Below are 24,044 nucleotides of genomic sequence, written 5' to 3'. Positions count from 1 at the left end.
GTGACCGCCAAGGAATGGGAGGCCCCCGCCTCGTTCGGCCAGGAACGGATCTGGCTGGCCGACCAGATGGACCCCGGCTCGCCGGTGTTCAACCTGCAGTGCCCGGTCGAGGTCCCGCACGCGCTCGAGGCCGATGAGGTCATCGCGGCGCTGCAGGCCGTCACGGAACGGCACGAGGCGCTCCGCACGTCCCTCAGGATCGTCGACGGCGCCCTCCGCCAGGTGGTGCACGCCGAGGTCGAACCCGACGTCCGGGTACACGACCTGCGGGCGCTCCCGGAGGACGAGCGCAGGACCCGGTCGTACGGCTACGCCCTGGCCGTCACCGAGGCCGCGTTCCGCACCGACCGCGCCCCGCTGTGGCGGGCCGCGCTGATCAGGACCGGTGACGCGCGCTGGGTGGTGTACCTCGTGGTCCACCACGCCGTCTTCGACGCCGCCTCGTCCGTCATCCTCTCGGAGGAGATCACCGAGCTGTGCGCGGCCGCGGCGGCCGGACGCCCGGCCGAGCTGCCCGAGCTGCCCGTCCAGTACGCCGACTACGCCGCCTGGCAGCGCGACCGGCTCACCGGCCCGGCGCTGGCCGAGCAGACGGACCACTGGCGGGCGCGGCTGGCGGGGCTGCCCGCCGTGCACGCGCTCCCCACCGACCGGCCGCGGCCCGCCCGGCTCGGCTACGCCGGCGACGAGGTCCGCTTCACGGTGCCGGAGGGGCTGCAGGAGCAGGTCGCCGCGGCGGGCCGCCGCGCGGCCGCGACGCCCTTCATGGTGTACCTGACCGCGTACGCCGCGCTGCTGTCCCGGCTGTCCCGCGACGACGACGTCGTGGTCGGGGTGACCATGAGCGGCCGGGACCTGCCGGAGGTCGCCGGACTGGTCGGCATGTTCGTCAACCAGATGGCGGTGCGCACGGACACCTCGGGCGAGCCGTCCTTCGCCGGGCTGCTCGGCCGGGTCCGCGCGACCCTGCTCGACGCCATGGAGCACGGGCAGGTCCCGTTCCAGGCGGTCGTGGAGGCGGTCACGCCGCAGCGGGACCCGGGGGTGCAGCCGCTCTACCAGATCGGCTTCAACTACATCCCCGACTCCGGCATCGAGCCGATCCCCTACGTCACCTCGAAGGACGACCTGGCGTTCGACCTGACCACCGGGGTCAGCCGGCTGCTGTACCGCACCGACCTGTTCGACCGGGGGACCGCGGAGAAGTTCGTCGAACGCTACCTGCGCCTCCTGGCCGCCGCCGTCGCCGACCCGGAGACCCGGATCGGCGACCTGCCGCTGATGGACGAGGCCGAGCGCGCTTCCCTGCTGGAGGCGGGGACGCAGGAGCCGCCGTACGAGCACGCCACGGCGCTGCGGATGGTGGAGGCGCAGGCCGCGCGTACCCCGGACGCGACCGCCGTGATCGCCGGAGACCGGCGGCTGACCTACGCGGAGCTGGACGAGGCCGCCGGCCGGGTGGCGGACCGGCTGCGCCGGTCGGGCGTCGGCCCCGAGTCGCTGGTCGCGGTGTACGCCGAGCCGTGCCTGGAACTGCTCCCCGCCCTGCTGGGGGTGTGGAAGGCCGGGGCGGGCTACGTGCCGGTGGACCCGGCCTACCCGGCCGGCCGGGTGGCGTACATGCTCGCCGACTCCGCCGCCGCGGTGGTGCTCACCCGGCGGCACCTGGCGGGCGCCCTGCCCGCCGGCGGCGCGACCGTGCTCGCCGTCGACGACGCCGCCGAGTGGGCCGCCGAACGGGCCGGAGGGCCGGAGGCCGGCTCCGCGCAGGCGGCCGGACCGGGGAACGTCGCGTACGTCATCTACACCTCGGGCTCGACCGGCACCCCCAAGGGGGTCGTGGTCGAGCAGGGTTCGGTGGCCGCGTACCTGGCGTGGGCCGGCACCGCCTACCCCGGCCTGGCCGGGCAGGCGCTGCTGCACTCCCCGATCTCGTTCGACCTGACCGTGACCGGCCTGTTCGGGCCGCTGACCGTCGGGGGAGCGGTACGGCTCGCCGCCCTCGACGAGAGCGCCGCGACCGGCGACCGGCCGACGTTCCTCAAGGCCACCCCCAGCCACCTGGCGCTGCTGGCGGCGCTGCCCGACCGGGTGGCCCCCGCCGCCGACCTGGTACTGGGCGGTGAGGCGCTGCCCGCCGACGCGGTCACCGCCTGGCGGGAACGTCACCCGGACGTCACCGTCGTCAACGAGTACGGCCCCACCGAGGCCACCGTCGGCTGCGTCATGGCCGCCGTGGCCCCGGGCGAGGAGCTCCCGGTCGACCGGGCGGGGGCGGTCGGGATCGGCCGCCCGGTTCCCGGCAGCGCCGCCTACGTGCTGGACGACGGGCTGCGGCCGGTGCCCGCCGGCGTCGTCGGCGAGCTCTACGTCGCCGGCCCCCAGGTGACCCGCGGCTACCTGAACCGGCCGGGCGCCACCGCCGCCGCCTACCTCCCGTGCCCCTACGGGCCTCCCGGCCGCCGGATGTACCGCACCGGCGACCTGGCGCGCCGCCGCGCCGACGGGAGCCTGGAGTTCGCCGGCCGCGCGGACGACCAGATCAAGCTGCACGGCCACCGCATCGAACCCGGCGAGATCGAGACGGCCCTGCGCGCGCTGCCCGGCGTCCGCGACGCCGCCGTCGGCGTCCGCGAGGACGCCTCCGAGGGCAGGCGGCTCGTCGCCTACCTGGTCGGCGAGGCGGACGCCGCGGCGGTGGACGGCGCGCTCGCCGCCACCCTGCCGGCGCACATGGTCCCGTCCGGCTACGTCGTCCTGGACGCCCTGCCGCTGACCGCCAACGGCAAGCTCGACCACGCCGCCCTCCCCGCCCCGGCGGCCCCGGAGCGCAGGTACATCGCGCCCCGCACCGCCGCGGAGGAACTGGTGGCGGAGGTGTTCGCCGACCTGCTCGGAGTGGAGAAGGTCGGCGCCGAGGACGACTTCTTCGAGCTCGGCGGCAACTCCCTGCTGGCGATCCGGGCCATCGCCAGGATCCGCGGCCGGATCGAGGTCGACATCCCGGTCCGCGGGCTGTTCTCCCACACCACGGTCGCCGACCTCGCGGCCGAGATCGAGCGGCGGCTCACCGAAGACCTCGACGGACTCAGCGACGAGGCCGTCGAGCGGCTACTCGCAGCGGAAGGTGACGGCCGGACATGACGACCACCCCCGAGACCCCTCCGAAGCCCTCCCCGGCGGAGGCCCGCCGGGCGCTGCTGGAGCGGCGGCTGCGCCGGCGCACCGCCGCCACCGTGACGCCCCGCCCCGAGGGAACCGCCCCGCCCCTGTCCTACCAGCAGGAGCGGGTCTGGTTCATGGAGCAGTTCGCGCCGGGCACGAGCCAGTACAACATCCCGGTCCCGATGCGCCTCACCGGAGAGCTCGACCTCGAGCTGCTGGACCGGGCCCTGCAGACGCTCCCGGCCCGGCACGAGGCGCTGCGCATGCGGTTCCCCGCCGACGCGGAGGGCCGCCCCGCCGTCCGCGTCGAGCCCTCCGCCGCGGTGCCGCTGCGCGTCGTGGCGGCCGGCGACGAGGCCGCGGCGCAGGCGCTGATCGACGAGGCGGCCGCCGAGCCCTTCGACCTGGAGCAGGGCCCGCTGCTGCGCGCCCTGCTGGTCAGGCTGGCCGACGACGACCACCGCCTGCTGGTCACGACCCACCACATCGTCGGCGACGGCTGGTCGGTGGACCTGCTGCTGCGCGACCTCGCCGCGGCCTACCACGCGCGGCGCACCGGCACGCAGGCCGGGCTCCCCGGCCTGCCGGTCTCCTACGGCGACTTCGCGCACTGGCAGCGGCGGACCCAGACCGGCCCGGAACTGGACCGGCAGCTGGCGTTCTGGAGCGACCGGCTCGCCGGCGTGCCGCCCCTGGAGCTGCCCGCCGACCGGCCGCGGCCCGCCACCCAGGTCTTCGACGGCGGCCGGCACGTCGTCGAGGTCGACGCCGAGCTCACCGGCGCGGTCAACCGGTTCTCCAGGGAACGCGGCGCGACGCTGTTCATGACACTGCTCGCCGCCTACCAGGTGCTGCTGGCGCGGCACTCCGGCCAGGACGACTTCGCGGTCGGGTCCTCCTCGGCCGGCCGGTCGCTGGCGGAGCTGGAGAACGTGGTCGGCATGTTCGTCAACATGCTCCCGATGCGCGCCCGCCTCGGTGACGACCCCACCTTCGACGAACTGCTCGAACGCACCCGGGTCGGCGTGCTCGACGCCTTCGACCACGCCGAGGTGCCGTTCGAGCAGCTGGTCAACGCGCTCGGCGTGCCCCGCGACGTCAGCCGGTCGCCGGTGTTCCAGGCGATGTTCGCGCTGCAGAACTACCAGATGGGCCGGATCGCCGAGGCGGGCGGCTCCGACCTGCGCATCGAGTGGCTGCCGATGGACCTGCCGGCCACCCGCTTCGACATCGAGCTGCACGTCATCGAGGTCGAGGACGGGCTGATCGTCAAGTTCGTCCACAACACGGCGCTGTTCGACGAACCGACCGTGGCGAGGATGGCGGCCCGGTTCGTCACCCTCCTGCGGTCGATCGTCGCCGCCCCCGCCACCCGGGTGTCGGAACTGCCGATCCTGCCCGCCGACGAGCGGACGCTGCTGGTGGACGTGTGGAACGACACCGGCGCCGAGCTGGACGGGCAGGCGACGCTGCACGGCCTGGTCGAGGACCAGGCCGCCCGGACGCCCGGCGCGGTCGCGGTGACCTTCGAGGGCCGCCACCTCACCTACGCCGAGCTGAACGAGCGGGCGGACCGGGTGGCGCACCGGCTGCGCCGGCTGGGGGTGGGACCGGAGACCCTGGTCGGCGTCTACGCCGAGCGGTCGGCAGAGCTGGTGGTGGCGCTGCTGGGCGTGCTCAAGGCGGGGGCGGCCTACCTGCCGCTCGACCCGGAGTACCCGGCCGACCGGCTGGCGTTCATGATCGAAGACGCCGGCGCCCCGGTCGTGCTGACCCAGGGACGGCTCCGGGAGACGCTCCCGGACACCGAGGCGACCGTCCTGGACCTCGACGACCCCGCCGAGTGGGCGGACCGGCCCGCCGACGGCCCCCGGTCGCCGGTCACCTCCGCCAACGCCGCCTACGTCATCTACACCTCGGGGTCCACCGGCCGGCCCAAGGGCGTGCCCAACACCCACCGCGGCATCGTGAACCGGCTGCAGTGGATGCAGCGGACCTACCGGCTGGGCGGCGACGACGTCGTGCTGCAGAAGACCCCCGCCGGGTTCGACGTGTCGGTGTGGGAGTTCTTCTGGCCGCTGCTCGCCGGGGCGCGGCTGGTGCTCGCCAAACCCGGCGGCCACAAGGACGCGGCGTACCTGCGCGAGCTGCTGATCGGCGAGAACGTGACCACCGCGCACTTCGTCCCCTCGATGCTGGCGGTGTTCCTCGCCGACGACGAGCAGGCCGCGGGGGACTGCACGGCGCTGCGCCGGGTGATCTGCAGCGGGGAGGAGCTCCCCGCGGCCACCGCGGCCGCGTTCACGGCCGTGCTGCCGGACTGCGAGCTGCACAACCTGTACGGCCCCACCGAGGCCGCCATCGACGTCACCTCGTGGCACTGCCGCCCCGAGGCCGTGGCCGGGGCGGTGACCCTGCCGATCGGCGCCCCGATCGCGAACATCCGCCTCTACGTCCTCGACCGGCACGGGCGGCCCGCCCCGATCGGGGTGCCCGGCGAGCTGCACATCGGGGGAGTGGGAGTGGCCAGGGGATACCACCGCCGCCCGGCGCTCACCGCCGAACGGTTCGTCCCCGACCCGTTCGGCACCGACCCGGGCGCCCGGCTGTACCGCACCGGAGACCTGGCGCGCCGGCGTCACGACGGGAACCTGGAATTCCTCGGCCGCATCGACCACCAGGTGAAACTGCGCGGCCTGCGCATCGAGCTCGGGGAGATCGAGACGGCGCTGCGCGACTGCGACGGCGTCGCCGACGCGGTGGTGGTCGTCCGCGAGGACACGCCGGGGGACAAGCGGCTGGTCGCCTACCTGACGGCCTCCGGCGAGGCGGAGGCCGACGCCGCCGGGCTGCGGGCCGCACTGAAGCGGAACCTGCCCGACTACATGGTGCCGGCCGCGTTCGTCACCCTGGACGCCTTCCCGCTGTCCCCCAACGGCAAGCTGGACCGCAAGGCGCTGCCGGCCCCGCAGGCGGCGCGGGACGCCACCGCGGAGCTGGTCGAGCCGGAGACCGCCACCGAACGGATGCTGGCCGGCATCTGGACCGAGGTCCTCGGCGTGGAACGGCTCGGCGTCCACGACGACTTCTTCGACTCCGGCGGCCACTCCCTGCTCGCCACCCAGGTGGTGGCCAGGATCCGCAAGGCGTCCGACGGCTCGGGACGCCCGGTCGGCGTGATGGACCTGTTCCAGAACCGCACCATCCGCGAACTGGCCGCCTTCGTCGACGCGGGCGCCGACGCGGAGGCCGGGCCGCAGCGGCTGCTGTACGAGCTGACCCCGAAGGGCGCCGCGCGCACCCTCTCCTACGTCTGCGTGCCGTACGGCGGCGGCAGCGCGATCGTCTACCAGCCGCTCGCCGACGCCCTCCCCGCCGGGCACGCGCTGTACTCGGTGGCCATCCCCGGCCACGATGTGGGCCTGAACGAGGAGGGGCTGCCCTTCCACGAGCTGGTGGACCGGATCGCGGAGGAGGTCCGGGAACGGGTGGACGGCCCGCTGGTCCTGTACGGGCACTGCGGCGTCGGCAGCGCCATCGCGGTCGGGGTGGCACGGAAGCTGGCCGAGGCCGGCCGGGACGTGGACGCGGTCTACATCGGCGCCATGTTCCCGTTCGCCCGGATCAAGGGGGTCGTCGGCAGGCTGCGGACCCGGCTGGAGAAGCTGCGCAGCAACCGCGAGTACGCCAACTGGCTGAAGGGCATGGGCGTCGACACCGACGAGCTCGACCCGGAGCAGGCCGACCGGATCATCGGCAACATGCGCGCCGACTCCCGGGCCGCCGAGGAGTACTTCACCGAGCTGCTCGACCGGCGCCCGGAGCCGATGCGAGCTCCGATCATCTCGGTGGTCGGCTCCGAGGACCCGGTCACCGACTACCACACCGAGCGGTACCGGGAATGGGAGTTCCTCACCGGCACCACCGGGCTGGTGGTGCTCGACCAGGCCGGCCACTTCTTCCTGAAGCACCGCGCGGAGGAGCTGGCCGAGATCGTCACGAGCATCCACCCGGCGATGGCCCGGCGGGAGACCGCCGAGTACGGCCCCGCCGGGCGGGGCCCCGACGCCGCCTGGGCGCTGCAGGACACGCACTACCCCGCCGAGCCCGGCCAGGACGCCGGAACGCGCGCGGTGGAGCCGAGCAACCGCCGGTTCCTCAGCGTCGCGATCGGGCAGCTGGTCTCGGCGACCGGGTCGGCGCTGACCGGCTTCGCCGTACCGGTGTGGCTGTTCGACCGGACGGGGTCGGTGGCCGACCTCGGCCTGCTGTGGGCGCTGACGCTGATCTGCGGGGTGGCGATGCTGCCCGTCGCCGGACCGCTGATCGACCGGTTCGACCGGCGGCGCGTCATGATCGCCGCCAGCGGCGTCTCGGGCGCGATCCAGCTCTGCATCGCGCTGCTGCTGTGGACCGGCCGGCTGGACCTGTGGACCATCTACCTGCTGCTGCCGCTCAACTCGATGGCCGGCACCTACCAGCGGCTGGCCTTCCAGACCGCGGTGCCGCAGCTGGTGCCCAAGCGCTACCTGGGCCACGCGGTGGGCCTCACCCAGCTCACCAACGGGTTCGCGATGCTGTTCGCCCCCCTGATGGGCGCCGGGCTGTACGTCGCGATCGGCCTGCCCGGCGTCCTGGCCATCGACGTGGCGAGCTACCTGTTCGCCGTCGCGGTGCTGCTGGTCGTCCGCTTCCCCGACACGCTCGGCTTCCGCCGCAAGGAGACGCTGGTCACCTCGATCACCGAGGGCCTGCGGTTCTCCTGGAACCTGCGTGGGTTCCGGTCCATGGTCGTCTACTTCGCCGTCGCCAATGTCTTCCTGGGGCCCGCCCTGGTGCTGACGGTTCCGCTGACGCTCTCCTTCGGCACGGTCGACCAGGTCGCCCAGGTGGCGGTGGCCGAGGCGCTGGGCGCGGTGACCGGCGGAATCGTGATGGCGCTCTGGGGCGGTCCGAGGAGGCGCCGGATGGTCGGCGTGTTCCTGGGCAACCTGGGCATGGCCGCCGGGTGCCTGGTGATGGGCCTGCGACCGTCCCTGGCCGTGGTCGCCTTCGGCGTCTTCTGCATGGCGATGGCGATGACGATCTCCCAGGGCATCTACGTGACGCTGGTCCAGGTCAAGGTGCCGCAGCGGTTCCACGGCCGGGTGCTCGCGCTCAACCAGGCCATCTCCTGGTCCACCCTGCCGCTCGGTTTCGCCGTGCTGGCGCCCCTGGCCACCGGCCTGTTCAACCCCATGCTGCAGCCGGACGGCGCGCTCGCCGGCTCGGTCGGCGCGGTCATCGGCACCGGGGACGGGCGGGGCGTCGGCCTCACCTACATCGTCTTCGCGCTGATGATGGCCGCCGTCACCGCCTGCGCGTCGACCATCCCGCTGCTGCGCCGCTTCGACACCGAGGTGCCCGACTCGCTCCCCGACGACCTCGTCGGCATGCAGGAACGGCAACGCCGCCTGAAAGGAACCGACGCATCATGACGGATGTCACCACCCCCGCGCACCCGGCCCGGCTCGGGCCGGTGACCGGCCGCCTGGACGGCAACGAGCACACCACGATCACGGTGTACGGCCTCGGGCCCGGCATGACCGACCACCTCGGCTGGGTGGAGACCCACCGCGACGGGCTGCGGGCGGCCCTGGCCGCGCACGGCGCGGTGCTGCTCCGCGACCTGCCCGCCGACCTCGACCTGTTCGACCGGATCGTCCGGGTCGTCGGCGGCGACCCGCTGCGCTACACCGAACGCTCCACCCCGCGCACGTCCGTGACCGAGTCCATCTACACCTCCACCGAGTACCCGGCCGACCAGCCGCTGCCGATGCACAACGAGAACTCCTACTCGGACACCTGGCCGGGCCACCTGTTCTTCTACTGCGACGTGGCCGCGGCCACCGGCGGGGCCACCCCGATCGCGGACAGCAGAGCGGTGCTCCGCCTGCTCCCCGAGGAGGTGCGGAACCGGTTCGCGGGCGGCGTCGTGTACGCCAGGGCCTTCCGGGAAGGGCTGGGCCTGTCCTGGCAGGAGTCGTTCCAGACCGACGACCCCGCGGCGGTGGAGGAGTACTGCGCGCGGCACGGGCAGACGTTCGAGTGGACCGACGACGGCCTGCGCACCAGGCACCACCGGCCCTCCTGGCAGACCGAGCCGCTCACGGGGGAGCAGGTCTGGTTCAACCAGGCCAACCTGTTCCACGTCACCAGCCTGGACGAGGAGGTCCGGGAGGCGCTGCTGTCGCTGTACGACGAGGCGGACCTGCCGCGGAACGCCTACCTGGGCGACGGCACCCCGATCGATCCGGCCGACCTCGCCGCGATCAAGGCCGCCTACGACGAGGCCTCCTTCGGCTTCCCCTGGCGCCGGGGCGACCTGATGATCATCAACAACATGCTGTGCGCACACGGCAGGGAGCCGTTCACCGGCCCCCGCCGGATCCTGGTCGCCATGACCGCCTGACCGCCCGGCGACCGTCTCCGGCGGACCCGGCCGCCCTGTGACACGCCCTGGTCTCCGAGAGCCGGCGAGCCCGCATGAGGCGGGCTCGCCGGCTCTGATCAGGAGCACTGAAATCCATCGTTCCGGTCATGCAGGACGCGGTGCTCGGATTCCGGCACTGGTACATGTCGGTTACTCTCCGTGTTTTGATGGATTGGACCGATGGGTATCGGTTCCCTGCATCCGGAGCCGTTTCGTCGCAGCCGTCCGAAGTGGAGACCGGATACGGTCCGGGTCTCCGGTCCGGCAGAGCCAGGACGAGAGGAATTCCTATGGGCAGGATGTCGCGCATCACCCTCGCGGGGGTCACCGTGACGGCACTGGCGCTTCAGATCCCCGCCACGGCGATGGCGGGGGACGGCGTCTCCTGCCATGGCAAGAGCCCGCTCCGCAGACTCTGCGACGGCGGCGGTCCCGCTTCCGGCACGGAGAGCGGTGGTCCGGCTTCCGGTACGGAGAGCGGTGGTCCGGCTTCCGGCGCGGAGAGCGGCGGTGGCGACGAGCCCAGCAGCCGCAGCGGCGACGATTCCTACGATTCGTCATCCATCACGGCGGGCCCGAACGGCGCCTCCAACTGACACCTCACCCTCCCAGGGGTGATCGCGAAGCGGAAACCGTCCCCGAGGTCCCTGAGGCCCCCGAGGTCAGGGTGTGGTGCTCGTCCAGCTCGGCTTGACCGCCATCATCTGCGCGGTTTTGCCGTGATCACGGTCGACGAGGTCTCCGAGCACCTCGTCCACGCGCTTCAGGACGGCGTCATCGAGCGTTCGACCGGACGCCGCGGCGTTCTCGGTGACCTGCTCGGGCCTGGTGGCCCCGGCGACCACCGAGGAGACCCCCGGTTGCCGGAGCACCCAGGCGATGGCGAGCTGCGCGGCCGACATGCCGCACTCCCCGGCGAGGGGGATGAGGTCCTGCACGCGTTCGAGGAGCGGCCGGCCCAGCACTCTCCCGATGAACGTGGGAGCCCGCCCACCGGCCTTCCCCCTCGACCCGTCCGGCGCTTCCCGGCCCGGCAGGTACTTGCCGGTCAGCACTCCCTGCGCAAGCGGCTGGAAGGCCAGCTGCCCGATGCCCTCGCGCAGGCACAGCGGGACGACCTCCGGTTCGATGACCCGCCACAGCATGTTGTACTGCGGCTGATTGGAGACGATGCGGCTGCGCAGCCCGAGTTCGCGGATGACGGTCAGCGCCGACGCGATCTGCGGGGCCGTCCACTCGGAGACGCCGAGGTAGAGCACCTTGCCCTGGCGCACCAGGTCGTCGAAGGCGATCAGGGTCTCCTCCAGAGGCGTCGTCCCGTCGAAGCGGTGCGCCTGGTAGAGATCGAGGTAGTCGGTGCGCAGCCGGCGCAGGGAGGCCTCGCAGGACTCCATGATGTGCTTGCGGCTCAGACCTCGGTCGTTGGGGCCGTCGCCGGTGGGCAGGCAGACCTTCGAGGCGATGACCAGAGACGACCGCCTCACGCCCTCCAGCGCGGCGCCCAGTAGCTCCTCGGCCGCGCCCTGCGCGTAGACGTCGGCGGTGTCGAAGGTGGTGACGCCCGCGTCGAGGGCCGCCCGGACACAGGCCACGGCCTGCTCCCGGTCCACCAGTTCGCCGTGGGTGAGCCAGTTCCCGTAGGTGACCTCACTGATCATCAGGCCGCTGTGCCCGAGATTGCGGTATTCCATCGGTGACAGGATGGGCGTCCTCCTCTCGGGCGCCCGTGCTCCCGCTTCCCCCTTCCAAATTAATGATCACCATATTTGATTTCGTATGACATAAGCAGGAATCAGCAAGTTCGTCGCAACTCGGCGGTACCGCCTGCGACCGGTATCGCACCCACCGGGTCCTGGATCAAGCGGCCCGGTCGCGCACCGTCCCGGACCCGATCTCCTTCGCCACGGCGCGGAAGGCGGCCAGAGCCTCCTGCTGGTCCGGCCGGCCCGCGCCGATCGTCGACTTGGCGATGACGACCCCGTACTCAGGGGAGACGTAGACGTACTGGCCGCCCAACCCGGCCGCCATGAAGTCCCCGCCCCGTCCGAGCCACCAGTGCAGGCCGTACGACGGGTTCCGTGGTGAGGGCCTGGTGGACGCCTCGACCCAGGAGGCGGGGACGACCTGGCGTCCGCCGGATCTGCCGCCGCGCAGGTACAGCAGCCCGAACCGGGCGAAGTCGCGGGTGGTGGCGTGGTAGCAGCAGTAGCCGAGGCCGTCACCGCCCGAGTCGCCGCCGATCCCCGCCGCGGACTCCATGCCGGCGGGCTGCCAGATCTTCCGCTCCACGTACCGGTGGTAGGGCACGCCGGTGGTCTCGGCGACGAGCCGGGCCAGGACGAAGGAGTTCATGCTGGTGTACTCGAAACGGCTGCCGGGCTTCCAGCCGCGCACCTGCCGCGCGGCCGTCGTCCTGAGCGGCCGGCCCCGGTGGGCGGCGGCGTGCAGGCGCGGCACGTCGGTGGCCTCGTCCCACTCGATGCCGGACGACATGCGCAGCAGGTCGCGGATGGACACCCCGGCGTAACCCGAACGGGCCAGCTCGGGCAGATACTTGTCCACCGGGTCGTCGAGCGAGCGGATCCTGCCCTCACCGAGCGCGATGCCCACGGCGGCCGAGGTGAACGACTTCGCCACCGACCAGGACTGGAACCTGGTGGTCCGGCTCGCGCCCGTGTAGCGCTCGGCCACGACGTCCTGGCCGTCCAGGACGACGAATCCGCTCGTCTTCGTGCGGGCCAGGAAATCGTCCAGAGTGTGCCGGCGGCCCCGGTGGACGTAGGTGACCGAGAGCTTCCGGGGCGCGTCGCGCAACGCGACGGCGTGCCCCGAGGGGTTGATCACGTCGATGGCCTCGGCCGAGGCCGGCGGGACGGTCACCGAGGTCGGGGAGATCGTCATCGCCGCCGCCAGGGCGACGGCCGTCACGTGCCGGGCGACGCGCACGTCGGTTCCTCCAGGGGCATGGCCCGCTCAGCGGGATGGCGGCACGGCTTTCCGGCAGATTTTCCGGCGTGGCCGTATCGGATGCAAGCTTCGGCCGTACACGGGCGTATTCGGGCGGCATGCCTTTGCAGGCCAGGAGGCCGGCCGGCACCGGGACACCCCGTAGAGCCCGTCCAGGGCCGTGCGGGGACGGGCAGAGAGGTCGCCGGCGCAGGCCGTGTTCCCCGGATGAGTGCGATCAGCGCTCACGCCAGAAGGGCGACCAGGCTCTTTCGGCCGGGTTGAGCTCAAGGGACGGAGGACGGAGGAACCGGACGGCGGGCGGTCTTGTGACGCGGGCCGTGGCGTGGTGCCATGAGGGCCGAACCCGGAGCGAAGGGGCCCCATGACCGATCAGCCGTTCCAGCCTCCGCAGAGCGTGCGTACGGAGAAGGGCAGCGCCGTGGCGTATCCAGAGGTCGCCGGCCCGCGCGGGCAGCGGTTCCAGGTGCTGAGCCTGGAGCTGGGCTTCGCGTCCGGTCTGGCCGCCCAGGCGAACCAGCCCGACTCCGACGACGAGGGGGTGGGGGATGAGGCCGCCGAACAGCCGTCCCACGCGATCGGTTCTTTCGGGGTCGACTTCAAGGCGTGCGTGAAGTTCGCCGGGAACGAGCAGTGGAAGATCGGCTGGGTGCAGACCGCCGAGTCCGCCGACTTCTGGGTGCGCTACCGCAACGGCGCGCGCGCCGCCCGGCAGCGCACGACGCTGCCGCGGCGCATGCGCGACAGCGACACCGCCAAGGGCTGCTGGTACGGCGACGAGTCGCGCAGCAAGGCCGACCCCGACGACCCCGTGACCGTCGATCTGATGGACGATCCGGTGATCACCTTCCACTACCCCCGCCACACCGGCGGCCCCGGCCTGGAGGAGCTCGAAGGCTGGACGCCGACCGGATGCGGCGGGGAGAAGGAGTTCTGGACGTGGCTGGTCGCCGTCCGGGAGGGCCACGACCACCGGCCGATGGACGTGGTCTACCTCCACCACATCCACTGGAAAGTCGTGTTCGACTGCGTGATCGGCGGCGGCGACGGCGAACCGGCCGTGACCGTCCCCGCCACGTCCGGGGTGGTCCTCATCGGCGAGGGCGTCGGGAAGGGCGGGGCGACGCCCGTCCTCGACGGCCCCGGCGTCCTCCCACGGTTCGAGGTCAACCGGGTGGAGCAGCTGCCCGACGAACAGCGGTGACGCTCGGCCCGCGACGCCGGTGAGGCGCGGAGCGGGCCGTGATGCCCCGTCCGGTGGCATCCGATCGCGGAGCCGTACCCCGCGACTGCAGCCTTCGCACTGCTCGGCCGCGGGACGCCCGGGATACCACATGAAGTAGTAGGCGATGAGCTGCCGGCGCCCTCCGACGGCGACGAGACCGATCCGGCTGCGCAGCAGCCGGAGCCCGGCGACGTCGGCCCGCTGCGGTCCGTCGGCTCACCCCCATGCCCGTCTCCCGTCGTCGCGGTCATGCCGGTGCTTCCGTCCGCTCCGGTGGCAGCCCGTTCATTCCTGTTTCCTGCCGGGGCCTTCCCTACCCTCACGGGGGTGTGCGGTCATGCCGCGCTATCGGCAAAGCGCGACCATCGCTATCGGCAAACCGCGACCATCCTCGTTTTCGCGACCGCTCTGAGCGAAGCGGCTGTGGAGCGGTGCGGTCTGATCGGCGGTCGCGATAGCAGCCGCCGCTGCTCTGCTCCGTCAGTCCGTGTCCGTCGCGGCCAGCACCGCCAGATGCCGGCCGTCCGGAGTGAGGGCGGCCAGGCCGATGTCCCAGGCGACCTGGTCGAACCACGGGGTGGCGCCGTCGAAGCCGAACCAGGCGCACTCCCGCACCCGCCGCTCCACCTCCGCGGCGGACGCCCCTTCCGGTGCCCCCGACAGTCCGGCCAGCGATCTCCACGCCGCCAGCCGGCCGTACGCTCCGTGGCACCCGGAGTTGTAGGCCCCTCCCGTCGACGCCGCCGCGAACAACACCCGCCACGCATGGGACGGCGGACAGGACCAGACGGAGAACCCGCTCCGTCCTGAACCGTCCAGGCAGGCAAGGCCCAGCGCCATGAGCAGGGCGGGAACGGCACCGGTCTCCAGCGGTTCGGTGAGATCGAAGGTCCTGGCCTCGAAACGACCGTTGGACTCCTCGGCCCAGTTCGCCACGGCGGCGGAGATGGCCTCCACGGCCGGCTCCGTCGTCGTTTCGGCGGCCGACGGCACAGGGAGGCCGGTGGAGCCCGGCCTCGTGCCCGGCCCCTGGGACGGCCCGTACGGTATCGAGTAGCTGCTTCCGCCGGCGCTGTAACTGGGGAGATCGGGATTCTCCTCCATGGGGGACAGGGGCAGCGGCAGCCAGCCCAGCGGATGACGGCTCCAGTGCGGTGACGTGGCCCATCCGGAGATCCCCGGCGTCTCCTCGACGGCCACGCCCCGGAGCGCCATCTCGTGGACGAGGCAGGCCCGGAGTTCCTCCCCGGCGCCCGCCACCGAGCCGCCGCCGGCGAACACCACGGTCAGCGCCTCCGGGGTCTGGTTCGAGGCGAGGAGCGAGGCGGTGTAGCGGGCCAGCTTCCGGTGACGCGATCCGGACCCGGACACCAGCCGGAGAGCCTGCTCGACGTTTCCCCGGCCCGGGGAGGTGGCCAGGAGCCGCAGGAGGTGGTCGAAGACGCTCCTGTACTGCCACATGTCGGGGTGGGGGGCGTACCTCCTGTCCAGGGCGATTCCCAGGTCGGCCAGGAAGGCGGCGTCTCCTTCCGCGAGGCGGCGTTCGGCCGTCGCCCATACGCCGTTCACGTTCTCCAACCGGGGAAGCGTCTCCACGATTTCCTGTATCTGGTTGATCACATCGCCGAGCTTATGCGCGGGACCACGCCTTTTGCGTAGAGCCGGGCCCTCCGGTTCCGTCGCACCGGAAGGACTCACTGAGGGCTGCGCTGTATCAACGGCCGCCCGCCGGGTGGTCGGGAGAGCCGGTACGGGGTGAAGCGGAGCGGCCGTTTCCGGATACGCCTCGATCGGGCCGGCGGGAGGGGCGTTCGCGGGAAGGACGGCGGCGAAGGCCGGACTCGAGGGCGGAGGGACAGGTGCAACCGATGTCCATATAATCAAGTGATGGGCGCGGTGGGCCGTCGATGGTCAGGTTGATACGAAAAGAAGTGCATTACGCGATGAAAGAGTCGCTGAAGGCCGTGGGGTTCTCGGTGACCCGATCCAGGGGCATCTTCATTCAGGGTCGCGGGTCCGAAGGGAGCGGGTGGCTCGGTCTCAATGAGAATGACGGCGAAATGCCCCGCTCTCTGTCGGTCAACCCGGTCATAGGGGTCCGGCACGACAGGGTGCAGGAGGCCTGGGCGGAGCTGGACGCGAATCCCGGCATCCTGAAGAGCCCTACCTTGTTCAGTCCCTTGGGGTACTTGATGCCCGAGTCGGCGTATCGGGAATGGCGCTTCTCCCGAGATGGTGATCATCGGTCCACGGCGCAGGAGATCGCCTCCGCGGTGATGCGATACGGCGGACCGTTCATCGAGTGGTGGGCCGACTGGAGAAATTTCTCCGAGAGGGTCCATGAAAGCGATCTCCTGCTGGATGTGGATCGATTTGTGATCATCCCCATCGTCCGAGCCCTCGACGGAGACGTGCCGGGGGCGAGGGATATGGTGGACCAAGAAGTCGCCCGTTTGGACTCGGTGGGCGCGGAAGACGTGTACGCACGGCATTACCGGGCTTTCTCGGAGAGATTCACCGTGCGGTTCTTCGCGGGGTGAATGCTTTAAACGGAGGTTCGGGCTGCACGCCTGCCGATGATGGAGTACGGCAGGCTGTCCCGCGAGCCGGGATTCTGCGCCGTCCGGCTCGCCCAGGCACCGCCGTCGTACGGCTTGAGCGTTGAGGACATTCGTGGCTGCCGGCGATCGTCCGGGGACTCCGGTGCTGACCCTGGTCGGCGGTCCTCCGGGCTCGGGCAGGACCACCCTGGCCCGTTTTGCTCCAGGAGGAGGGGGCCGGGTCACGTGATCCCGGTTCTGAGAGTGACAGGGGGTCCCTCTCTGTCTCCGAGGTCACCGGAGAACGGCCGCGTGCAGCGGTCTGCGAAGGTCCAAGAGCCGCTGTGGCAGAGAGCGGAGGGCCCCGCAGCCGCCTGACTCCCGCTGACGGCGTCGAGAGCGAAGAAGGCCGAAGCCCGATCGCGTCATACCCAGGTCTGACGCGAAAGAGCAGGCCACGGTCCGACGCCCCGGGCGAGACTCCCGCGGGAGGGTCGTGGACATGACATCCGACTTTCCCGGCCGCTGGGCCGGTGGCGCGACCATGGTGGTGGCGCCGCTGCTCCTCCTGGCAGGCGCCCTGCTACGCGTGCCGTACGACTTCTTCTATCCCGCCCAGCTCGCCGCGCACGAGAGCGGGCCCGCGCTGCTGACCGCCTCCTACGCCCTGATCGCGGTCGGCACGCTCCTGCTCTGGCCGGCCGTGGCGCTGTTCGCCGCCGGGATCGGCTCGGGATGGGGACTGGCAGGCGGGCTTCTCGCCATGTCGGGGCTGTTCGCCCGGGTCTTCCACGCGGGCGCCGACCACATGGCGTTCCGGCTGACCGACGCCATGGGCGCGGACCTCGCCACGGAGGTGGTGTCCGAGACGTACGGCGCCTTCCAGCCGCTGTCGTTCCTGAACGTCGCCATCCTGGCGGGCTGGCCGGTCCTGGCGTTCGGGGCCTGGCGTGCCCAGGTGCTCGGCCCGGTCCGTGCGCTGGCCCTGGCGTCGGCGGCGGCGCTGCCGCTCGGCGTGCTGAAGGGCACCACACCGCTCTCTCTGGTGGCCCTGACCGGGCTCGCGATCGCATTCGTTCCGTACGGCTTCGCCGTGCTGACCGCTCATCCGCGACCGAGCAGGGCAGCCGTGCTGCGGTGGGCGCCCATTACGCTGGCCGCGGTCGGACTGATGGTCGTACTGGGACAGGCGGGATGACGTGGAACGATACGGTCGGCACGTGAAGCGGCTGCCGTATGTCGTCGATCTGGTGGCAGCCGTCGCCGTGACCGCGGTCTACCTGGAATTCGCGCGTACGCCCGCCGTGGACGGCCTGCCCGCCTACAGCGGTCCGGTATGGCCGGTCTGGGTCGTCGCGGCGGCGGCCGGGCTGCCCATCGCGGTGCGCCGCCGCTGGCCGCTGCCGGTCCTCGGCGTCGTGCTCGCCGCCCTCACCAGCGCGTCGATCCTCGACCTGACGCGCGAGCCGTACATCTCAGGAGGGCTGGCCGCCTACCTGGTGGGGCTAGCGGAACCCACGCGCCGCTCCGTGCCCGCCCTGGCCGTCGCGCTCCCGGTGGCGGCGGCAGGGGTCTACCTCGGAGAGGCGGTGATCACCCCGTCGGGCGGCGTACAGGACGCGGCCGGACTGGTCGCTCTGGTGCTGGTGGTGATCGGCGGCGCGTGGGCGGCCGGGTTCGCCGTCCGCTTCCGCCGGGCGGAAAGCCATAGGAAGGCCGGGCACGCGCTGGTGGCCGAGCGCCTGCGCATCGCGCGCGAGATGCACGACATCGTCTCGCACAACCTCAGCCTCATCGCCGTCAAGGCGGGTGTCGCGGCGCATGTGGCGGCGGACGACCCGCAGGAGGCCGTCACGGCGCTCAAGGTCATCGAGGAGACCAGCAGGTCGGCGCTGACGGAGATGCGTCGCGCGCTCGGCGTCCTGCGCACCGACGGCACCCCGATGGGACCGGCGCCCGGTACCGGAGGCCTGGACGGGCTCGCGGAGGAGGCGCGCCGGGCGGGGATCGAGGTCGTTCTGGAGGTGCGGGGCCTGTCGGGCCTCGGCGAGGGAACGCAGCTGACGGTCTACCGGATCGTGCAGGAGGCGCTCACGAACGTCGTCAAGCACGCCGCCCCGACCCGCTGCGGTGTCACCGTGACGGCCCGCGGCGGGAGCGTCGCCATCGACGTCGTCGACGACGGGCCCGGCGGCCCGCGCCGCAGGCTGCCGGGCGGGCATGGCCTGCTGGGCATGCGGGAACGTGCCCTCATGCACGGCGGGACCTTCACCGCGGGCCCGCGTGAGGAGGGCGGCTTCGCGGTGTCCGTACGGCTTCCGCTGGAGGGGGAGGGCAGCCCGTGAGCGGCGTCCGCGTTCTGATCGCCGACGATCAGGCCATGGTGCGCGGCAGCTTCCGCGTCCTCGTCGACCACACACCCGGCCTGCAGGCCGTGGGCGAGGCGGCCACCGGTGCCGAGGCCGTCGAACTGGCCCGCGCACACGAACCGGACGTCGTCCTGATGGACATCCGGATGCCGGACGTGGACGGCATCGAAGCCACGCGCCGCATCTGCGGCGATCCGGTGGCGGCAGGCGTCCGCGTGCTCATCTTGACCACGTTCGACCTCGACGACTACGTCTACGCGGCTCTCCGGGCGGGAGCCGCGGGCTTCCTGCTCAAGGACACCCCTCCGGCGGAGGTGCTCAACGCCATCCGCGTGGTCGCCGGCGGGGACGCGCTGCTCGCGCCCTCGGTCACCCGACGGCTCATCGCGGAGTTCACCTCCCGCCCGCGACCGGGGCGTCCGCCGGCCACGAGCCTCGACGGTCTCACCGCCCGCGAGCGGGAGGTGCTCACGCTGATCGCCCACGGCTTGTCCAACGCCGAGTTGGCCGCGCACCTGCAGCTGAGCATGGCCACGGTCAAGACGCACATCGGCCGGCTGCTGGCCAAACTCCAGGCACGCGACCGCGCGCAGCTCGTGATCATCGCCTACGAGACCGGCCTCGTCTGACATTCCGGGGCAGACCAGAGTTTCACCGGCCCGCAGCGCCGAAGGACAGGACGAGGCTGCCAAGCGCGAGATCGCCGACGTGCTCAGGGAGGACGCCGACGTGCTCAGGGAGGACGCCGACGTGCTCAGGGAGGACGCCGACGTGCTCAGGGAGGACGCCGAGTGATCAGGGAGGACGCCGAGTGATCAGAGACCGGCCCCGAAACTTACGCACGTATTCGGCACAGTCACCCGCCGCCGACCGAACACACCAAGAGAGCCCCTGACCGGCGTTGCCGCTGGTCAGGGGCTCTTTTGTGCTGCTCCCGCGATGTGCGCCCTGCAGGATTCGAACCTGCGACCGTCGGATTGGAAGTGGAGCGGCAGTCGGTGGCTCCGCAATACGGTGGGCTGCGGTTACGGCCTATGGCATGGTGAACGCGATGAAGATCATTCCGTGTATGTTCCGCAGCGGTTGCACTCGCATGCTTCCGGATGCGGCCGGCGCATGAAGTACGTCGACCTCAACGTCTCGATGACCCCGCCCGGTGGTGTCGTCCATGGTGTCATCAGCCCGACCGAGTACCTGGAGCGGCTTCCCGAGTTCGCCGACGTGCTGCCGGCGGGCGCCCGTGCGTTCGCGGCGGATCCCCTGCACTACGACTTCCACGGCCCGCGGTGCATGAAGGACCTCAACCTGGAACGTATCGCCTTCGGGGAGGCCGGGGAAGAGCACTTCGTGGAACTCGCGTTCCGGCACAACTGCTGGAAGCACGAAGAGGATCTGGTCATCCGCTACGACGGTGTGTCGGACTACAGACTCGACGTCACCGCACCCTCTGGGTTCGAGCCGCGCAGCATGGTGATCCTCGACGAGATACTGCCGCACCCTGACGGATGCAGCCACGAGATCGCCTTCCGGCCGGGAACGGTCATGGTGGTCTGCCGGGACCTGACCGCCACCTGGGTGGAGGCCGATTGCCCCGAGAAGCCTTCTCGCGGCTGAGACCGCCGACACCGTGCCGCGCTGGTCGGCTTTCATCCACACTGGACCAGTGCGAGGATCCTGGGTGCATACTGGCCGACTTTGGACGAACGGTGATCCGTTTCTCGCTGTCGACGCTTCACTGCGCGGCGCGTGGCGCGGATTCAGCGACAATCAATACGACGACATTGTTGACCTTGGTCCGGAGGACACCAGCATCCCGGTCGGAGCCGGCTGGGCAGCCCTCGTCGGCGCCGACGGAGTCGTCCGCGATGACAGTTGGATGGAGGTCTTCCAGGCAGAAGACGGCGGCATCGCCGTCGTGCAGGCATCCGGTCTCGACTACCCGCACGTGCTGACTGAAGCCCTCCGGTATCCGGACACCGATGATGAAGACGGTGCCCCGCTCATCGTGCACAGCGGTGAGATCGCCTTGTTCAGCGCCGCGTGCGACGGAATCGGACCACACTCGCAACCCCTGGTGCCTGCCCGACCGGGACCGGTGCCGCCGGTGCACGGACGACCATCACAAGAGAATGATCCGGGCATCCTGATATCGACGACGTGCACAGCGTTCGCTTTCAAGGTGTGCTGGTACACCCGGCTGGACGAAGTGAACTGTTTTGCCCGGTGGCTGCTGACCCCTGCATGAACCTTGTGATCCGTAGGTCCCCGAACGACGTCCAGGACCGTTCAGGCCTGTTCGCTGTGCTGCTCGTCGGGACTCCGGTCGTTCAGATCCGTACGGCTCGGTTCGTGATCGTCCGTTCGGGTGGCTCCCAGCGTGGCTCCCACGTCACTGTTCACACATGCGAAGCCATGCCTCGATCGTCGGCGCCTTCCATTCGTGATCAAGATGCTTCATGCTGCTGATCTCGCTGGTGGCAGTGGTGAGCGATGGGAAGTGGCGCGTGAAGAGGCGGAGCGCAGCCTTGCTGCTGATCACGGCACTGGTGGCCGTGCCTACACTCAGCACCGCCACCCCGCTGGATTGTGGCGTGCGACCACTTACAGAGGCCGAGCACCTCGCACTGGATGAGTCCCTTGAGTCGTTCCTCGGATGGCAGAGGGAGGAGCTGCGAAAAGAAGGACTCTTCCCGACCAGCTCGCCCCTGCCCTGGATGACGGCCGACGGTTACACACCTGATGTGAAGGCGGACAGCGTGGCACCGCCCATCGGGGTTGAGATCGTGGAGCCGCCGGGCTGTCCCGAGATCAGTGATTCACACTGAGCCAGGCGGACTGGTGTTTCTCGCGCACTGAGCAGGCCCCTACCCCAGCCACCGAAAGGCCGACGGTGATGAGCACGCCGTCGGTGGTCATCCCGGAGCCGGAGGCGGGTTGTTACCGAACGCTGAAAGGATTGCGGGCTGTGGGTGATCTGCATTCTCATGGCGAGGACGAGTCGACTGTTGCGGCGGTGGAGCAATGGCGGCGTGATCGATCTGAGGCACTGGCCGCTGGCGGGATCACGCTTACTGTGAAGGGCCCGTTCGATGCTCCCGGTATGGACCCGTCTACATCCTCCAGATGGGGCGGTCTTCGATCGAGTGTGTGGTTGCGGTCTTCCGGGGCGGCACGTTGGACGTGACGCGCGTTGACTGGGATGACCAGTCGCTGGAGCAGGAAGGCGTCCAGATCTCGTCTGCTGTTGAGCTGGCGGAGGCGCTGGATCGGATCGCCTGGAGGTAAGTGGCGGGGCGGCCCCGGTGCGGCGAGTCCGTTGGGTACGGCGGGGCCGGTGGTCGGTGCGCGGCCCGAGTGCGGCCCCGGCCGTGACCGGCCCCCAGGCCGCATGCGCGGCCGGGGTCCGCGACGCTGGGCCGTGCGGCGGCGCGCCGCTGCTTTGACCTTCAGGACCAAAGGGCTGGCCGAGAGCTTCCTGTCCGACCTGCGGTAGGCGGCCCGCACCGGGGAGCCGTTCGATCTGGACAGCGGTCTTCCCTCTTCGATGGTCAAGGCCAAGGACGTGCGCACCTGGTACGCCTTCGCGGTGGCCTACGTCCACGCCTGGTGGCCGCATGCGGCGGCCAAGACCCGCGAGGGCATGACCGACATGCTCGCCAACGTCACACCGGTCCTGACGAAGGACCTGCCCGGTCGTCCCGATGACGAGACGATTCGCCGGGCGCTGCGGGAGTTCTCCTTCCTGCCGGAGGACCGCCGGCCGGTGCCCTCGCCGGAGATCGCCCGCGCGCTGCGGTGGCTGGAGGCGGCCTCGCTGCCCCTGAGCGCGTTGGAGGAGGCCAAGCACACCCGTGCGGCGCTGGAGGCCCTGGCGCTGCTCCTGGACGGCACGGCGGCGGCCACCTCGACCTACCGGCGCAAGCGGGCAGTCTTCCATCACGTGCTGGAGTACGCGGTGGAGCGGGAGGAACTTCCGGCGAACCCGCTGCACCGGGTCAGGCTTCGTAGGGCCAAGTCCACGGGAGAGATCGACCGGCGCTCGGTGGTCAATCCGGCCCAGGCGCGGGAGTTGCTGACGGCGGTGAGCTACGTCGGTCGTTCACGCGGGCCGATGCTGACGACGATGTTCGCGTGCATGTACTTCGGCGGTCTGCGGCCGGCCGAGGCGGCGGGGCTGCGAGCCAAGGACTGCCACCTTCCCACGTCCGGCTGGGGCCTGCTCACGTTGGAGAAGACCAAGCCGCAGAGCAACAAGCGCTTCACCGACTCGGGGCAGACGCACGACGATCGCGGGCTCAAGCACCGGGGCCGTAAGACGGTCCGGGAGGTCCCGATCCCGCCGGAGCTGGTGGCCATGCTGCGGGAGCACATCGACCGGTTCGGCGTCGGGCCGGATGGCCGGCTCTTCCGCACCCGCACGGGCGGCCTGATCTCCGGTTCCGCCTACGCCAAGGTCTGGAAGGAGGCGCGGACCTACGCCTTCACACCCGAGCAGGTCGCCTCACCGCTGGCGGCCCGGCCGTACGACCTGCGCCACGCTGCGGTGTCGCTGTGGTTGAACGCCGGAGTGCACGCCCCGGAGGCGGCCGAACGAGCGGGCCACGGGGTGGACGTGATGCTCAAGGTCTATTCCAAGTGCATCGACGGCCAGCGCGAGGCGGCCAACCAGCGGGTAGAGAGGGCACTCACGGCGTGAACGGCCTGGGGCGGGATACTGCTGAGGTGGAACTCTCCGCTGACCTCCGGAACCGTCTTGCGAAGTTGAGGGGTGACCTTCTCCACGAACAGCGTCTACAGGGGACCGTTCCGGAAGCCGGATGGCTGGCCTGCGACCTCCTGGAAGCGGGCCTCGACACGCCTGCGGTTCAGGAACTGATCGAGCAGACGCTCTCCATAGGGCCGATGTCCGAAGTGGAACCGCTGGTCCGCCAGGTGTTGGTCGAGGCTGGCTTCCCGCCGATCGACGTCCAACGTGATCCCTGGGTCGTCGCCCGTGACGTAGCGCAGGGCATCGTCGACGGTTCGCTGCCCATCTCGCAGGGGGCGGTCTTTCTGATCTGGGATTCGATGGGCGAATGCGGGCATCCGAGTGAGATCACGGAGTTCATGATCCTCGTAGAGGATTGGCAAGCGTGGGGCCGCACAGAGCCGCCGACCGATGACGAGCTTCGTGAACAAGCCGCGAAGATCGTTGAAGCTGCGAACAGGCATCTCGGCATGGGAGCCGGTGGCGAGGCGTAGTACGGAAGTTCGCGATGCGGCAATCGAGATTGGGCACGGAGGGTCCCGGAGCACACCGGGGCCCT

17 protein-coding genes are annotated in these 24,044 nt (G+C 71.1%); 14 read left to right on the top strand and 3 right to left on the bottom strand.

Annotation, left to right across the window (positions count from 1 at the left end):
• The 4 genes from HS048_RS30090 (at window position 1) to HS048_RS30075 (ending at window position 10,233) form a co-directional block, all read left to right on the top strand.
• The gene (locus HS048_RS30090; protein WP_196469375.1) at window positions 1-3,144 is read left to right on the top strand and encodes a non-ribosomal peptide synthetase; all 3,144 of its coding nucleotides are present in this window, start codon (window positions 1-3) and stop codon (window positions 3,142-3,144) included.
• Complete coding sequence (locus HS048_RS30085; RefSeq protein ID WP_196469374.1) at window positions 3,141-8,642, top strand: non-ribosomal peptide synthetase/MFS transporter; 5,502 nt, start codon at window positions 3,141-3,143, stop codon at window positions 8,640-8,642. Before HS048_RS30090 ends, HS048_RS30085 begins: the two co-directional genes overlap by 4 nt.
• The gene (locus tag HS048_RS30080; RefSeq protein WP_068903524.1) at window positions 8,639-9,616 is read left to right on the top strand and encodes a TauD/TfdA family dioxygenase; all 978 of its coding nucleotides are present in this window, start codon (window positions 8,639-8,641) and stop codon (window positions 9,614-9,616) included. The genes HS048_RS30085 and HS048_RS30080 overlap by 4 nt, the downstream gene beginning before the upstream one ends.
• Before the next feature lie 311 nt (window positions 9,617-9,927).
• Window positions 9,928-10,233, top strand: a complete 306-nt coding sequence (locus HS048_RS30075) for a hypothetical protein (protein ID WP_068903526.1) — start codon at window positions 9,928-9,930, stop codon at window positions 10,231-10,233.
• Window positions 10,234-10,299: 66 nt separating this feature from the next.
• Here the strand turns inward: HS048_RS30075 and HS048_RS30070 are convergent, their stop codons facing one another.
• Together HS048_RS30070 and HS048_RS30065 are read right to left on the bottom strand one after the other, a co-directional pair.
• Complete coding sequence (locus HS048_RS30070) at window positions 10,300-11,328, bottom strand: aldo/keto reductase family protein (protein WP_068903528.1); 1,029 nt, start codon at window positions 11,326-11,328, stop codon at window positions 10,300-10,302.
• A gap of 166 nt (window positions 11,329-11,494) precedes the next feature.
• Window positions 11,495-12,583: a serine hydrolase gene (locus HS048_RS30065; protein WP_307832699.1), complete on the bottom strand. Its 1,089-nt coding sequence runs from the start codon at window positions 12,581-12,583 to the stop codon at window positions 11,495-11,497.
• Window positions 12,584-12,968: 385 nt separating this feature from the next.
• Between HS048_RS30065 and HS048_RS30060 the strand changes: the two genes are divergently transcribed.
• Window positions 12,969-13,808 (top strand): hypothetical protein, encoded by an 840-nt coding sequence (locus HS048_RS30060; RefSeq protein WP_196469373.1) that lies wholly within the window; start codon window positions 12,969-12,971, stop codon window positions 13,806-13,808.
• 501 nt (window positions 13,809-14,309) lie between these two features.
• Here HS048_RS30060 and HS048_RS30055 read toward each other — a convergent pair.
• Entirely contained in the window at window positions 14,310-15,449 is a 1,140-nt protein-coding gene (locus HS048_RS30055; RefSeq protein ID WP_196469372.1) for a DUF6183 family protein, read from the bottom strand.
• A gap of 323 nt (window positions 15,450-15,772) precedes the next feature.
• Between HS048_RS30055 and HS048_RS30050 the strand changes: the two genes are divergently transcribed.
• The 9 genes from HS048_RS30050 to HS048_RS30010 all read left to right on the top strand — a co-directional run bounded on the left by HS048_RS30050 (window position 15,773) and on the right by HS048_RS30010 (window position 23,979).
• The gene (locus HS048_RS30050) at window positions 15,773-16,369 is read left to right on the top strand and encodes a hypothetical protein (RefSeq protein ID WP_196469371.1); all 597 of its coding nucleotides are present in this window, start codon (window positions 15,773-15,775) and stop codon (window positions 16,367-16,369) included.
• Between the two features lie 502 nt (window positions 16,370-16,871).
• A complete protein-coding gene (locus HS048_RS30045; protein ID WP_196469370.1) occupies window positions 16,872-17,567 on the top strand; it encodes a hypothetical protein in 696 nt (231 codons plus the stop codon).
• Between the two features lie 22 nt (window positions 17,568-17,589).
• Window positions 17,590-18,714 carry a sensor histidine kinase gene (locus HS048_RS30040; protein WP_307832698.1) on the top strand — a complete coding sequence of 375 codons (1,125 nt, stop codon included), beginning with the start codon at window positions 17,590-17,592 and terminating at the stop codon, window positions 18,712-18,714.
• Complete coding sequence (locus HS048_RS30035; RefSeq protein ID WP_307832697.1) at window positions 18,711-19,367, top strand: response regulator transcription factor; 657 nt, start codon at window positions 18,711-18,713, stop codon at window positions 19,365-19,367. Before HS048_RS30040 ends, HS048_RS30035 begins: the two co-directional genes overlap by 4 nt.
• A 487-nt stretch (window positions 19,368-19,854) precedes the next feature.
• Entirely contained in the window at window positions 19,855-20,352 is a 498-nt protein-coding gene (locus HS048_RS30030; RefSeq protein WP_196469368.1) for a hypothetical protein, read from the top strand.
• Window positions 20,353-20,416: 64 nt separating this feature from the next.
• Window positions 20,417-20,983: a hypothetical protein gene (locus HS048_RS30025; protein ID WP_196469367.1), complete on the top strand. Its 567-nt coding sequence runs from the start codon at window positions 20,417-20,419 to the stop codon at window positions 20,981-20,983.
• Window positions 20,984-21,194: 211 nt separating this feature from the next.
• Window positions 21,195-21,563, top strand: coding sequence for a hypothetical protein (locus HS048_RS30020; RefSeq protein ID WP_196469366.1), 369 nt, complete (start codon window positions 21,195-21,197; stop codon window positions 21,561-21,563).
• 719 nt (window positions 21,564-22,282) lie between these two features.
• Window positions 22,283-23,434: a tyrosine-type recombinase/integrase gene (locus HS048_RS30015; protein ID WP_230881928.1), complete on the top strand. Its 1,152-nt coding sequence runs from the start codon at window positions 22,283-22,285 to the stop codon at window positions 23,432-23,434.
• Window positions 23,431-23,979: a hypothetical protein gene (locus HS048_RS30010; RefSeq protein WP_196469365.1), complete on the top strand. Its 549-nt coding sequence runs from the start codon at window positions 23,431-23,433 to the stop codon at window positions 23,977-23,979. Before HS048_RS30015 ends, HS048_RS30010 begins: the two co-directional genes overlap by 4 nt.
• Window positions 23,980-24,044: the final 65 nt, after the last annotated feature.

Origin of the sequence: Planomonospora sp. ID91781 (assembly GCF_015711595.1) — a bacterium.
Classification (GTDB): domain Bacteria; phylum Actinomycetota; class Actinomycetes; order Streptosporangiales; family Streptosporangiaceae; genus Planomonospora; species Planomonospora parontospora.
Note: the sequence above shows the minus strand (reverse complement) of the source record. Positions and strands in the feature narration are given on the sequence as shown.